This is a genomic window from Rhodococcus sp. 15-649-2-2 (assembly GCF_002258645.1).
Taxonomy (GTDB): Bacteria; Actinomycetota; Actinomycetes; order Mycobacteriales; family Mycobacteriaceae; genus Rhodococcoides.
Map to the genome: position 1 here is coordinate 1 of NZ_NPFM01000016.1, position 13,009 is coordinate 13,009.

The 13,009-nt window shown below is 63.7% G+C and carries 14 protein-coding genes; 7 read left to right on the top strand and 7 right to left on the bottom strand.

From position 1 onward, the window contains the following. Positions 1-8: 8 nt before the first annotated feature. The 3 genes from CH305_RS07695 to CH305_RS07705 all read left to right on the top strand — a co-directional run bounded on the left by CH305_RS07695 (position 9) and on the right by CH305_RS07705 (position 3,110). A complete protein-coding gene (locus CH305_RS07695; RefSeq protein WP_255182628.1) occupies positions 9-857 on the top strand; it encodes a DUF692 domain-containing protein in 849 nt (282 codons plus the stop codon). 311 nt (positions 858-1,168) lie between these two features. Beyond that, positions 1,169-2,401 (top strand): molybdopterin-dependent oxidoreductase, encoded by a 1,233-nt coding sequence (locus CH305_RS07700; RefSeq protein ID WP_094703468.1) that lies wholly within the window; start codon positions 1,169-1,171, stop codon positions 2,399-2,401. A gap of 82 nt (positions 2,402-2,483) precedes the next feature. Further along, positions 2,484-3,110, top strand: coding sequence for a hypothetical protein (locus CH305_RS07705; protein WP_255182604.1), 627 nt, complete (start codon positions 2,484-2,486; stop codon positions 3,108-3,110). Here CH305_RS07705 and CH305_RS29005 read toward each other — a convergent pair. From CH305_RS29005 to CH305_RS07725, 4 genes are all read right to left on the bottom strand, one after another. After that, positions 3,107-3,961, bottom strand: a complete 855-nt coding sequence (locus tag CH305_RS29005) for a phosphotransferase family protein (protein ID WP_179278226.1) — start codon at positions 3,959-3,961, stop codon at positions 3,107-3,109. The two genes, CH305_RS07705 and CH305_RS29005, sit on opposite strands and share 4 nt — an antisense overlap. A 26-nt stretch (positions 3,962-3,987) precedes the next feature. Next, on the bottom strand, positions 3,988-4,749 hold the full coding sequence (locus CH305_RS07715) for a bifunctional 2-polyprenyl-6-hydroxyphenol methylase/3-demethylubiquinol 3-O-methyltransferase UbiG (protein ID WP_094703322.1): 762 nt from the start codon (positions 4,747-4,749) through the stop codon (positions 3,988-3,990). A 73-nt stretch (positions 4,750-4,822) separates the two neighbouring features. Further along, complete coding sequence (locus tag CH305_RS07720) at positions 4,823-5,269, bottom strand: SRPBCC family protein (RefSeq protein ID WP_032378659.1); 447 nt, start codon at positions 5,267-5,269, stop codon at positions 4,823-4,825. Positions 5,270-5,322: 53 nt separating this feature from the next. Next, on the bottom strand, positions 5,323-6,288 hold the full coding sequence (locus CH305_RS07725; RefSeq protein ID WP_094703323.1) for a D-2-hydroxyacid dehydrogenase: 966 nt from the start codon (positions 6,286-6,288) through the stop codon (positions 5,323-5,325). A 17-nt stretch (positions 6,289-6,305) separates the two neighbouring features. On the opposite strand from CH305_RS07725, the gene CH305_RS07730 reads away from it, so the two are divergent. Together CH305_RS07730 and CH305_RS07735 are read left to right on the top strand one after the other, a co-directional pair. Further along, a complete protein-coding gene (locus CH305_RS07730) occupies positions 6,306-6,812 on the top strand; it encodes a GNAT family N-acetyltransferase (RefSeq protein WP_094703324.1) in 507 nt (168 codons plus the stop codon). 10 nt (positions 6,813-6,822) lie between these two features. Next, positions 6,823-7,383 carry a sugar O-acetyltransferase gene (locus CH305_RS07735; protein ID WP_094703469.1) on the top strand — a complete coding sequence of 187 codons (561 nt, stop codon included), beginning with the start codon at positions 6,823-6,825 and terminating at the stop codon, positions 7,381-7,383. Here CH305_RS07735 and CH305_RS07740 read toward each other — a convergent pair. Next, the gene (locus CH305_RS07740; protein ID WP_256983604.1) at positions 7,375-8,928 is read right to left on the bottom strand and encodes an ABC transporter permease; all 1,554 of its coding nucleotides are present in this window, start codon (positions 8,926-8,928) and stop codon (positions 7,375-7,377) included. The genes CH305_RS07735 and CH305_RS07740 overlap by 9 nt on opposite strands. A 26-nt stretch (positions 8,929-8,954) precedes the next feature. Then, complete coding sequence (locus tag CH305_RS07745) at positions 8,955-9,683, bottom strand: ABC transporter ATP-binding protein (RefSeq protein WP_032402825.1); 729 nt, start codon at positions 9,681-9,683, stop codon at positions 8,955-8,957. 106 nt (positions 9,684-9,789) lie between these two features. Here CH305_RS07745 and CH305_RS07750 point away from each other — a divergent pair, with 106 nt between their 5' ends. Together CH305_RS07750 and CH305_RS07755 are read left to right on the top strand one after the other, a co-directional pair. Further along, positions 9,790-10,593: an SDR family oxidoreductase gene (locus tag CH305_RS07750; RefSeq protein ID WP_094608865.1), complete on the top strand. Its 804-nt coding sequence runs from the start codon at positions 9,790-9,792 to the stop codon at positions 10,591-10,593. Positions 10,594-10,651: 58 nt separating this feature from the next. Further along, positions 10,652-12,217 carry a Na+/H+ antiporter gene (locus CH305_RS07755; protein ID WP_094703326.1) on the top strand — a complete coding sequence of 522 codons (1,566 nt, stop codon included), beginning with the start codon at positions 10,652-10,654 and terminating at the stop codon, positions 12,215-12,217. Here the strand turns inward: CH305_RS07755 and CH305_RS07760 are convergent. After that, on the bottom strand, positions 12,214-12,996 hold the full coding sequence (locus CH305_RS07760; protein WP_094703327.1) for a pirin-like bicupin family protein: 783 nt from the start codon (positions 12,994-12,996) through the stop codon (positions 12,214-12,216). The genes CH305_RS07755 and CH305_RS07760 overlap by 4 nt on opposite strands. Positions 12,997-13,009: the final 13 nt, after the last annotated feature.

Consider the following 13,009-nt stretch of genomic DNA (forward strand, 5'->3'; position numbering starts at 1 on the left):
GGGGGTGGGTGCGGCGGGTGACCACCTACTCACTGCCTGTCGGTCTCGGAATCGGCTGGCGCTCCGAGATTTCGGGGATCGTCTCGCAGTTGCCGGGGCTCGCGTTCTGTGAGGTGATCGCCGAATCGATCGGGGATCAAGCACCGGAGCGCCTCACCTCGTTGGGCGTCCCCGTCGTCACTCATGGAATCGGTTTGTCTCTGGGCGGTGCGGAGCCGTTGGAGCACAACCGAATAGCGCACTTGGAGCGGGTCGCCTCGCTGCTCGGGTCGCCTATCGTCAGCGAACACATCGCGTTCGTTCGTGCCGATGGCATCGAGGCCGGGCATTTGCTTCCGATGCCGCGGACCCGCGAGGCCTTGACTGTGCTGACTCGAAACATAGCTCGAACGCAGGACGGACTTTCGGTGCCATTGGCAGTGGAAAACATTGCAGCACTGTTCGATTGGCCCGATGACGAGCTGACCGAGGGCGAGTTCCTCAGCGAGCTGGTAGAGCGTACCGGCGTCGACTTGGTGTTGGACATCGCCAACGTCTACGCGAACGCGCGAAACCGACGCCGTGACCCGTGGACCGAACTGGCCCGGCTGCCTCTGGACCGAATTGCGTACTGCCACATCGCCGGTGGCACGGTACGTGATGGCGTCTACCACGACTCGCACACCGCGGCAGTTCCCGAAGAGGTACTCGAGCTGCTCAGAACGTTCACTGCAGCCGGGCACCGCACACCACTCATGCTCGAGCGCGACGGACACTACCCACCCGAAGTGGAGCTGCTGGACGAACTCGACGCGATCGCCGATTCAGCGGGCCTGGAACGAATCACGCCGGACCGGGTGCTGGGTCCGACGGTGTGAGCGAGGACCTGGCTCGCCGTCAGAAGGAGCTCATCCGTGCGCTCGTGGCGGGAGAGCCGCTGCCCCCGGGGTTCGATTCGGCCACCATCGACACCGCTCGAACAGCTCTCCTGCGCAAGCGGGCAGCCGAGATCGCGGCTCGGTACCCGGCTGTGCCGTCGGCGATGGGGGAGAGGTACGACGAGCTCTTTCACCGATGGGCATCCGGCCGTCCGAAAATATCCACCGCCGCAGATGCACAGGCCTTCTACGAGGCAATGAAACAGGCAGGGAAGCTGGGCACGACACATCCGGGACTGCCAGGGCAGCGAATGCCCTACATGGCCGACGCCCGCAATTCCCTCGTGCGCTTTCGCAGTCCGCTGCGCGGCACGTGGTTGACGTCGCTGTTCGGCGCAGTGCTGCTCGTTGCCCTACCGATCGTCATCGTGACCGGTCTACTGTCGTACATCGCGTACGGGCCCCAGTTCGGCCAGGCCAAGCCGGGTGCCGTCGGGTGGTTGCGGTTGCCGTTCTTCGATTGGCCTACGAACCCTGCCTGGCTCTACCAGCTGACGCAGGGTCTGCACGTTGGATTGGGCCTGATCATCGTGCCTCTCGTCATCGCCAAGCTGTGGTCGGTGATGCCCAAGCTCGTCGAACTGCCGCCGGTTCGTTCGCCTGCGCATGCACTCGAACGCCTGTCCCTGCTGGCGCTCGTCGGCGGTCTGCTGTTCGAGATCGTCACCGGTGTACTCAACATCCAGTACGACTACGTCTTCGGCTTCGACTTCTATGCCGCCCACTACTTCGGCGCTTGGGTGTTCATCGCCGGATTCCTCGTCCATCTCGGGCTCAAGGTGCCGCTGATGTGGCGAACCCTGCGGTCCGAGTCGCTGATGGACGTGCTGCGCGCGCGCAACGAGTCCCCCGACCAGGGCCACACGACAACGATGAACCGTCGCGGCGCAATCGGATTGGTCGCTGCTGGAATGGGTTTCGTCGCTGTGCTCACGGTGGGCCAGACGGTCGGAGGCGTTCTCCGCAAGGCCGCGATTCTGCTGCCGCGCGGGCGCTCCTACGGCGACGGCCCCAACGACTTTCAGATCAATCGGACCGCGGAGGCAGCGGGAATCACCGAGGCACAGACCGGAGCCGACTGGCAGTTGACGATCACAGGCGCAGCCGACGACGCCGTTCCGGTGGTGCTGTCCCGCGGCAGACTGCTGTCGATGCCGCAGCGCACTGCCGAACTTCCCATCGCCTGTGTCGAAGGATGGTCGACGACTCAGACCTGGACCGGCGTCCCGTTGGCAGAACTTGCCGCCCTCGCGGGTGTATCCCAACCGCGCTCGGCCGAGGTGACCTCGCTCGAGCAGAACGGCGCCTTCACTCGCGCAGTGCTGCAGGGAAATCAAGTAACACATACCGACTCGTTGCTGGCGTTGAGAGTCAACGGCGTCGATCTCTCGCTCGATCACGGCTATCCCGCGCGGGTGATCGTGCCTGCACTGCCGGGCGTGCACAACACCAAGTGGGTTTCGTCGATCGTGTTCCGTTCGTGACTTTCAAAATCTCCGTGAATAGTAAAGAATATTTTTTCGGTAGCCCGCGGGGTTGCCGACGAAGGAGCACTCCTTCGCCTGGATGAGTCCAGAAGGTCACGCCACGATGCACGCACTGTCCAGAGGGTTCCTCGCCGCGGGTGCAACACTCACGCTGCTCTTCGCCGCAGGCTGCTCGTCGTCCGACTCGGGCAACGCCGTTGCCGCAGACACCACCACCTCGTCCTCGACGTCGGCCGCTGCCAGCACCACCGACGACGTCACCGGCCAGGAGGGCATCGACGCCGGTGGTTCCACCGATATCGATGTCGAGATCGGTCAATGCGTCGAGCTCGGCGGCACGATGACCGCCGCCACCATCGCCAACGCCGAGTGCGGCAGCATGGAATCGAATTACAAGGTCATCGCGAAGGCCGAACAGAACGAGCAGTGCCCGACCGATGTCAATCAGACGTACTACGAGACTCTCGACGGCGTGGAGCAGGGCGCTCTGTGCCTCGACGTGGATTGGGTCGTCGACGGATGCATGAGCGTTCCCACCGGCGGTATCGACGAGCCCGCACGTGTCGACTGCAGCGACCCCAGCGCGACCGACGTCGAACAGGTCACCGAAATCAAGACAGGTACCGCCGACCCCAACGACTGCCCGGAGGGCGGGTTCGCTTACGAGGCAAGACAGTTCGTCGTGTGCACCACAACGATCTCCTAGCTTTTCCTGTCACGCCCCAGCCGGTGACGTTCCAGCGCAATCGCCCCGGCGTGCAGCGCTCGGTAGATGTGCGCGACGGCCTCGTCGCCGACTGGGGAGCCGTAGCCGTCGTGGAATGCTCGACGCTCGGCCTCGGTTCTACCCGTCATCGCGTGAATTCCCCAGTCAGCGGCCGGATCTCCCCAGAACGCGCGATCGTGGTCGAGTACTCCGACGATCCGCAGTGAATCCTCGTCGAGAATCAGGTTAGGGATGAACAGGTCACCGTGTAGCAGGCGGGGTTCGGTGACCCGGTCGAGAACGTCGCTCGCCTGTTGCGCCGACTCCAATGCGTTCTGGGCAGCACGCGTGTCGAGTCCAGCTCGTTCGGTGTCGTAGACAATCTCACTCAGCCGATACATGACCGCGTCACTCCACTTGGAGAAATGCTGGCCACGAACGGTTCCGAAGTGCGGTCCGGCTATGGAATGGACTGCAGCAGTGACCATCCCGATCTCTGCGAACAGAGGGACCATCGCGTCTCGGCCGTGAATCAAGAAGGCTCGAGTCGCAGGTACACCGCCGATCTTGCTCTGCCACATGTAATCTCGATCGATGATCTCGCGCGACCAGTCGACTCCGAGGATCTCCGGCAGCAGGTGAGCGATCGGTGCGAGGTGCGGAGTCGTCGCGGCCTCATTGCGCATCATCTCGGTCTCACTCCGATACTGATGCTCCGGTTCCGGCGCGACACGCAGAATCACCGGCGGCTGCGCTCGAAGTTGCACCTCGTAGGTCGAGTTGTACGCCCCGCCCGATAGCGGCTGGACGGATTCGACCATCGCCGTCGACCCGAACTGCCTGCGTGCCATCGCATCGATACGGTCTTCGACCACGATCACTGCAACTGCGCTGTCATCATCTGGGTGACGTAGTGATAATCCAGGTGTCCGTGCTCGGTGATAGCCGTGTGCACCGCGTTCAACACCTCGTCGCGCCGCGTGTCGTCGAGTACCAGATGACTCGAGTACGTCGCGGCCATCGCACAGAATTCGTCCGCCGTGTAGCGCTGGACCCACCTGTACGTCGAGGACGACCAGGGTCCGAAGCCGTCGGCTCGAGGCACGCTCGACTCCGATTGCGCACCGAGAGACCGCGCCAGCAGCGGTGCCGCTTCCGGTTCGGTTGCGTCGTAGGCAGCTCTCACGGCATCCCACGCTGGCCCGTCGAGGTCGCCCGGCATGTTCCACCACAGCCGCAGCGCGCCGCCCGGTACCAACGCGCGGGCCGCCACCGCTACTCCCTGCTCGTGGTTCACCCAATGCCAAGACTGCGCGGCGACGACCACATCGAACGACCGCGGCTCGACTACGCATTCCTCGAATCGCGACACCTGCACCTCGACGTCGAGGTTCTCGGTACGACGCCGAACGACCTCTGCCATGCCCGAATCCGGTTCCACCGCAACCAGGGATGCGCCGAGCTCGGCCAAGGCAACCGTGGCTTTACCGGTACCGGCTCCGGCCTCGAGTACTCGCAGCCTTCCTCCGGACACGATGTCCACGTACAGCTCGGCGGGGTAACCGGGTCGGGCGCGGTCGTAATCCTCCGCAACTCGGCCGAAGGTCAGTCCACGTTCTGGTCGCACATCCTCTGACATGTTAGCCAGAGTACCGACATACGCCTCGGTAGCCAGTGCTAAGACCGGCACTGGACGCTCTGGACAAGTACGTTTACTGACCGGCCGCTTCCAAGCGGCCCCGGAGAGTCGACTCGGTGTGCCGGATTGCCTGACCCACAACGGGTTCCACGACAGCTCCGAGCACCTTACCGGCTATACCGCCGGGCAGGCTGTAGCGGAAGACGACCACCAGTCGGGTTCGGCCGTCACCGGCGTCCTCGAACGACCACGTGGACGAGTTCGACAGCCCCTCGACCGACTCGAGGGTGAGTCGCTCGTTGTGGACCCACTCTGTCACGTGCACAACAGATTTCAGCGCTTTGGGGCCGATCTGCATCGTCGCGTCGTACGTAGCTCCGAGACCGGATGTGATCTCGCTCGTCGGCTCGAACCGTGTGATGCCGAACATCCACTGCGGCACGTTACGAAAATCGTCGAGGTAGGCGAATGCCGCCTCCCGACTGGTCGACGCGATCGCCGAATGATTGATTACCCGCACTCGTGCACCCTAGTACACGCTACGCACTGTTACACACACTTTGCCGGTTCGACCTATCGCTGGACATATCCCGTCTGCTTGTCCACGACGTTGACCAGCGGCGAAGCGTGCAGATATCGCTCCAGATTCTCCTCGAACAGCTGCCACAACCGCTCGGCGAAGTCGTCGGCATCCCCGGCCAGATGGGCGGTCAGGATCACGTTGTCCATGTTCCACAGCGGGCTCGATGCCGGCAGCGGCTCGACCTCGAACACATCGAGCACTGCCCAGCCGATCGTCCCGGAGGCCAGGGCCGCACACAGAGCCTGTTCGTCGACGACCGGACCGCGGGAAATATTGACCAGACCCGCATCGGGACTCATGGCCGCGAGCACCTCGGTGCCGACGAGACCACGGGTTCTTTCGGTCAACGGCGTAGCGAGCACGATGACGGCGTATTCGCCTGCATACGAACGTAATTCTTCGACGTCACGAATTCGCGCGAATTCCGCATCCCCCGGGCGTTCGGATGTCCCCGACGCATCGACGCGCATGCCGAGAGCGCCGAGTACCCGGCCGATTTCACGTCCGATCGAGCCCGGTCCGACGACAAGCGCACGTTTACCGCGAACTCCGGAGCTGACTCGATGCTCCCAGACTCGCTCACGCTGACGGCGAAGTGCCTGGGGCAGCTTCTTCACCGACGCCAGAATTCCTGCTGCGACATATTCGGCTATCGCATGGTCGAGTATGCCTCCCGAGTTGGTCAGCAGCCACGGCCCTTCGCGCAGACCCGGGTCCAACAGTCGATCGACTCCCGCGCTGGACGCATGAATCCACTGCAGGTTGGCGGCATTCGGCCACACGGCCTGCAGATCGGCGGCCTCGAACGTGCGAAACAGCAGCACCTCGGCCCAGGAGACCGTATCGGCCAGCTCATCGATCGCGCAGCGCCGGAACTGGACTCCAGCGATCGACGGAAAGGCCTTCCGGTCCGAATCACTCTCGACCACAAGCACGTTCACCACTGGACTCGCCACCTCCGTACGATGGCACGGTGCTCACCGTAGAACTCGCATCCGCCGCCGACGCAGCAACGATACTCGGCCTCCGGCACGCCGCCGAGGACTGGTTGGCTGCCCGGCGAATCGATCAGTGGACACCGCGCGAGGTACCTCTGTCGACTGTTGCTGCCCAGATAGAGGCAGGGGAGTTCCACATCGCTCGACGCCACCCCGGTGGCCCGATTGTCGGCGCGCTGAGATTGATCTGGGCCGACCCTGCCATCTGGCCGGAGCAGGGCGAATCCGCAGGCTACGTGCACGGACTGGTGATCGACAGAAGCGAATCCGGCACGGGACTGGGCGCGTCGCTGCTCGAGTGGGCATCGCAGCGGACCCGGCAGGAAGGGCGAGCGCTGCTACGTCTGGATTGCGCCGAGACCAACATCGACCTGCGCAGCTACTACCTACGGCAGGGGTTTCGCTACGTCGGTCGTCGTGATTTCGGCGATGGGAGTTCGTGGTTCATCGTCGCACTGTTCGAGATCTCGACCGGCTTGTAGCGTGTCCTCCATGGGTGAAAATCGGGATCGGATGCTGCGCGGCGAACTCTACCGAGACAGTGATCCCGACTTGGTGGCGTCTCGAATCTCTTGTGGGAAGCTGCTCGACAGATTCAACGCTACCGAGGCAGACCGGACCGAAGAACGGCGTGAACTGCTCGGCGAGCTGCTCGGATCCATCGGAGCGGATTCGTGGATCATGCCCCGATTCCAATGCGACTACGGCACATACATTTCCATAGGCTCGAACACCTTCCTCAATTACGATGCAATCTTGCTGGACTGCGCACCCATCACCATCGGTAACGACGTCTCGATCGGCCCGCGCGCCCAACTACTGACAGCTCTGCATCCTATGGAAGATCACGGATCTCGCCGGACACGTTGGGAGAGCGCCCTTCCCATCACCATCGGTAACAACGTCTGGCTCGGCGGCGGCGTCATCGTGTGCCCGGGAGTCACCATCGGCGAGAACTCGGTGATCGGAGCGGGGAGTGTCGTCACCCGCGACGTACCGTCGCACACCTTTGCTGCGGGTAACCCGTGTCGGGCAATCCGCGCGCTACCGTGACATCACCGAGTTCAGGACTCTGTCGGAGTCACGAACCAACGCGCCGACTGCCATCCGCGCGCCGCACCACATCCCCAGCCAGCCGATCGCTACGGCCACCGGAATCGACAGATACGCCCACGCTCCCGGAAGGAGCAGCGCGAGCAGCAGTACAGGCACGACCGATACCGCCAGGACCACTATCCCGAGTACGAGGAATCCGAATGCGTTGCCGGTGAACGATCCCCGCGTGTTCATCGAAAACGTTTTCGTAGCTTCGGGCACGGGGTAGGCACCGCGTACTGAGTTCACGGCGGTCAGGCCGCCGCTGACTCCGAGCATCGAGATCGTCAATGCGATCGGGATCTCCAGTCGGTCGAGCCCGAGATCGCCGAACACTCGAACCACCACGACCGGCACGATCGCGAAGGGGGCCGCGATCAGCAACCAGGCGATCTGCCGACCACGGACGTCGTCGGGGAGGGCCTGCGGAATCATGACCAGGTGCCACATCGAGCTACCGTCGAGACCGTACGAATTCGATCCCGCACCCATCGCCATGAAGATCACGATCCACGCGCCCCAGGCGGCAGTGAACGGAATCGAATCGGTCACCAACGGGCCGATACCAGCCAGCACCGCGAAGATCAGAACCGACAGCAGCTGACTTCGACGACGCATGTCACCGCGCCAGAGGGACAGCTCTCGGGTCACCACCGCGCCGACCCTCGTCACCCGCCACCCTGTTGCTCCGTCGCGGCCGTCGGCGATCGTCTGCTTACGGGTCGATCCCGACGACGTCGAGACCCGTCCCTCGAAGTGGCGCAGAACCAGTCGCTGCCATGCCCATACCAGTGAGACGTCCAGCAGCAGCAATCCCGCAAGTGCGCCGATCGCCAGCAGCCAATTGCCCTCGAGCACCGCGTCGACGCTGGTAATTCCCCAGCTGAACGGAATCGAATGTGCCAGCGTGAGCGGCCATGTCACCTCACCCGACAGCACTCGATCGAGATTGTGGGTGATGGGGAACTGCAGGAAGTACAGGCCTCCGAAGACGGCTCCGAACGCCAACAGTGCGAACTCACGGCTGCGTCGACTCTTGAGCAGCTGCGACATCGCCAACGTCACTACCCTCGACAGCGTCACGAAGAACACCACCGTTGCGGGCCAGGCCACCAGAGCCAACGGCAGTGCTGCGACCGAGCGGGACACAGCGTAGATCGGAATGGACGCGGCCACGATAATCGTCAGCGGAACCACCATGCCGACCACCGACGTGGTCAGCAGCGCACGGGCCAGTCGCGCGGGATCGACGGACAACAGTTGGAAGTGGCGGGGCTGGATGTTGTCGTCGGAGATGCCCGACAGCACCGGGAAGAGCACCCAACTCAAGCCCGTCAGGGTCAGTCCGAGGCTTGCGGTGCCGCCCACCAGTACCTGCGACGCGTCGGTTCGAGCCGCCATCACGCATGCGAGAACCGCGAGGGCCAGCCCCAGCAATCCGAACACGGTCTTGACCACCGCTTGTCCGCCCTTGAACTGCCTGCGGTAGAGCGTGATTCGCATCTGCAGGACAGTGCGGCCGACCGACATCACGAGCGCATCCAGGACAGTCCGTCCGGGTTCTGATCGCGGGTGCCGACGAGGCGAACGAAGGCATCGTCCAGGGTCCCGCCGCCGCGGACCTCGTCGACGGTTCCGGCCGCCACCACTCGGCCTCCCGTGATGACGCCGACGTGTGTGCACAGCTGCTCGACGAGGGCCATGACGTGGCTCGACAGAATCACCGACCCGCCGGAGCGGACGAACTGGACGAGGATGGTTCGAATCGTGGTGGAGGAGATGGGGTCCACAGCTTCGAAAGGCTCGTCCAACACCAGCAATCGGGGCCCGTGCAGCAACGCGGAGGCCAGCCCGATCTTCTTGGTCATTCCCGCGGAGTAGTCGGCGATGACGGTTCCTCCGGCGTCGGTCAGGTCCAATGCGTCCAGCAGCTCGTCTCGACGCTGCGCAATGACGTCTTCCGGCATCGCGCGCAGTCGACCGATGTAGGTCAGGAGCTCGTGGCCGGTGAACTGGGAGGGCAAGGTCAGTCCGTCGGGCAGCACGCCGAGCAGTTCTTTCGCCGCGATCGGATCGGCCCAGACGTCTCGTCCGAATACCAGACTCCGCCCGTACTGCGGCCTCAGCAGCCCCACTGCCATGGACAGCGATGTCGTCTTGCCTGCACCGTTGGGTCCGACCAACCCGAACATCGAACCGGGCGGAACCATCAGCGACAGGTCGTCGACCGCAACCTTGGGGCCGAAGGCCATGCACATGTGCTCGAGCAGCAGGGCGGGAGGATTCGTTTGCACAGGTAACAGACTAACCGGTACGACTACGATCGTCACCCGGTTCGAATGGACCACCCCGTAGCCTGTGAGCATGAATCGCACGGCAGTGGTCACCGGAGCGTCCTCGGGCATCGGACGCGCAGTCGCACAGTTGCTCGTCACTCGGGGATATCGAGTGATCGGCACCTCCCGAAACCCGGATTCGATGACCGACGCGCAACGGGCGGCGGGCGTCGAATATCGAGCCCTCGACCTGACCGACAGCGCGTCGATCGGCACGTTCGTCGCGGAGCTGGGCGCCGTCGACGTTCTGGTCAACAACGCGGGCGAGAGCCAGTCGGGACCGTTCGAGGAGCTGCCGACCGACGCCATCGAACGACTCTTCCAATTGAACGTCTTCGGCGCAGTGACGCTGTCGCAGAACGTCATTCCCGGTATGCGCGAGCGCGGTTACGGCCGCATCGTGATGGTCGGCTCGATGCTGGCCAGCTTCCCCCTCGCCTATCGCTCGTCCTACGCGTCGACGAAAGCAGCGATCAAAGGCTTCTCCGACGCGGCGCGTCTGGAACTCTCTCCCTTCGGCGTGTGGATGACCACCGTCGAGCCGGGATCGATCAACACCGGAATCAGCGAACGCCGTACCAAGTACATCGCCGCGGATTCTGTCCACCGAGACGACTTCCACACAGCGATCTCGTCCCTGGATCGCAAGGAGGGAACCGGCATCTCCGCCGAGGACGTCGCCGAGGTGGTACTGAAGGCCATCGAGGCCGACAAGCCGAAACCCTTGTACGCCAGAGGAAGCAACGCACCGGTCGTGTTTCTGGCGCGACGGTTGCTGCCGGCGACATTCATGGAGAAGACGATCGCGAAGATGTTCGGGCTGAAGAGATAGTTTGAACCTCTGACCTGGTGGAATACAGCCGGGTGAACTATTTCCCTCTCGACCTACCGTGATAGAAACTCTCGGCCTGGTCCTGGCTGCCACGGGTCTGATCGTCGCTGCACAGGTGATCTCGAAGACGACGACGCTTCCCGCGGCGGCGTTGTTGACCCTGGCCGGCCTGGCCGTCTCGGCATCGGCGTTGCCCGACATCGTCCTCGACCCCGAGGTCGTTCTGACCCTGGTGATCCCGCCGCTGCTCTACAGCGCTGCCCTGAACTCGTCACTGATCGCCATCCGCCGCAACGTGTGGACCATCTTGAGTTTGTCGGTCACCCTCGTGGTGGCGACCGCTGCCCTCGTGGGCGTCGGTCTGTGGTTGCTCGTTCCGGGTATCACGCTTGCCGCTGGTATGGCGCTCGGTGCCGCCGTGGCACCGCCGGACCCGGTGGCCGCCCTTGCGGTCGGTCGACGCGCCGGCATTCCACCGAAGCTGGTGACCCTCATCGAAGGGGAGGGTTTGCTGAACGACGCGACCGCGCTGACGATGCTGACCGTGGCCATCGCCGCGATCTCGAGCCAGGACATGACGTTCGCTCACGCCGGCGGATTGTTCGTGTTGGCGGCCGTCGGCGGCATCGTCGTCGGATTGGTCGTCGCCCTGCTGATTCGACTGGTACAGCGATACGTTCACGATTCTTTGCTGCTCAACATCGTGTCGCTGGCGACGCCGTTCGTTGCGTACCTGGCGGCCGAAGAGGTTCATGCGTCGGGAGTTCTGGCCGTCGTGGTCGCGGCACTGGTGATCGGGCATCACACTCGCCACGCCATCTCCGGAGCCAGCCGCCTGCAGACCAGCGCGGTGTGGCGGCTGATAGATCTGCTGCTCGAGGGCTTCGTGTTTCTGTTGATCGGCGAGCAGTTGCCCACCGTGGTCGGCGGCCTGTCGGCATACTCGGGGACCACCATCGCCCTCGCAGTCACGGTCACGCTCGCCGGAGTCCTGCTGCTGCGGCCGCTGTGGTTGCTGACCACGGGTCTGTCCGCACGCGAGGCGGTGGTGATGAGCTGGGCCGGCACTCGTGGAGTCATCACCGTCGCGGCCGTGTTCACTTTGCCCCTGACGATCGACTCCGGTGAGCCGTTCGAGAGCCGAGACCTGTTGCTGTTCTGCGCATTTCTGGTCGTGCTGGTGACGGTCGTCGGACAGGGCTTGACGTTCGCTCCGCTGGTACGAAAGCTGAACGTCGTCGCCGACCCCGCAGCAGAGGCACGTCTGCGAAACGAAGCACGTGAGGGATCGGCCAAAGCTGCACTGTCACAGCTGGATCGCATCGCCGACGAGGAAGAACTCGACGACGAAGGGCGGGAGATACTGCGCCACGAGTTGGAACATCGGATCGACCGGTACCACCGCCGACTCGACCATCTCGACGAGTCCGAAGTGGGCGACTCGGTCATCTCGCCGGAGCAGATCGCCGCGATGAGTACCCGCCGACGCATCCTGGCGGTCGAGCGGGAGGAGTTGCTGTGCTGGCGAGATGCCGGCCGGCTACCGGACAACAGCATGCGTAGCCTCGAGCACGAACTCGACCACGAGGAGCACTCGTTCCGTCCGCACCGAGAGACCGACTAGCCGGCGATTGCGGCGTGCATCTCCCAGACGATCACTTCGGCACCGCTGGCGGTGCTCAGTTTCTGGCCGCCTCCTCCGCTGACGCGCACGGCATCGCCCTCGGCCAGTAGTCCGACGCCCTCGAGCATCGCCTCACCCTCCGCCACGAAGATGTGCACGAACGGCGCGTCGGGTATCTCGACGGGAGCCTGCCCGGCCTGCAAGCGCGCCACGTGCATGGCCGCGTACTTGTTCTTGATGCGAATGGCCGCATGATCGGAATGGTCGGGCATGCCGGACGCGACGGGAACCAAACCGCCGCTGAGCAATTCGCCGTCGATCTCGAGCTGTTCGTAACCCGGGGTGATACCCTGCTCGTCCGGCACGACCCACATCTGGACGAACCGAACAGGATCGCCGTGCTTGCCCGCATACGAGCCGGCGGTATCACCGAGTCGCCACGAATCGTTCTTCTCCGAGTGCAGAATTCCGGTACCCGCACTCATGCGCTGCGCGAGACCGGGGTAGATGACGCCGGAGTGGCCCATCGAATCCTGGTGCACCAGGGACCCTTGCAGAACCCAGGTGATGATCTCCATGTCGCGGTGCGGGTGGGTGTCGAATCCCATTCCCGGGGTGACGATGTCGTCGTTGTTGACCATCAGGACGCCGTGGTGAGTGTTGCCACGATCGAAGTGATTGCCGAAAGAGAAAGAGTGCTTGGAGTCCAGCCAGCCGATCTTCGTCTTGAATCGGTCATCGGCGCGGCGGATGTCGAGTGTGGTTGCTGCAGAGGTCATGTCATTGCCTCGA

What these genes read in the sequence shown, in the direction of transcription:
- CH305_RS07700 (WP_094703468.1), top strand. Translation starts at nt 1,169, where the DNA reads ATGCCCTACATGGCCGACGCCCGCAATTCCCTCGTGCGCTTTCGCAGT.
- CH305_RS07705 (WP_255182604.1), top strand. Translation starts at nt 2,484, where the DNA reads ATGAGTCCAGAAGGTCACGCCACGATGCACGCACTGTCCAGAGGGTTC.
- CH305_RS29005 (WP_179278226.1), bottom strand. Translation starts at nt 3,961, where the DNA reads ATGGCACGCAGGCAGTTCGGGTCGACGGCGATGGTCGAATCCGTCCAG.
- CH305_RS07715 (WP_094703322.1), bottom strand. Translation starts at nt 4,749, where the DNA reads ATGTCAGAGGATGTGCGACCAGAACGTGGACTGACCTTCGGCCGAGTT.
- CH305_RS07735 (WP_094703469.1), top strand. Translation starts at nt 6,823, where the DNA reads ATGGGTGAAAATCGGGATCGGATGCTGCGCGGCGAACTCTACCGAGAC.
- CH305_RS07740 (WP_256983604.1), bottom strand. Translation starts at nt 8,928, where the DNA reads ATGCGAATCACGCTCTACCGCAGGCAGTTCAAGGGCGGACAAGCGGTG.
- CH305_RS07745 (WP_032402825.1), bottom strand. Translation starts at nt 9,683, where the DNA reads ATGTGCATGGCCTTCGGCCCCAAGGTTGCGGTCGACGACCTGTCGCTG.
- CH305_RS07750 (WP_094608865.1), top strand. Translation starts at nt 9,790, where the DNA reads ATGAATCGCACGGCAGTGGTCACCGGAGCGTCCTCGGGCATCGGACGC.
- CH305_RS07760 (WP_094703327.1), bottom strand. Translation starts at nt 12,996, where the DNA reads ATGACCTCTGCAGCAACCACACTCGACATCCGCCGCGCCGATGACCGA.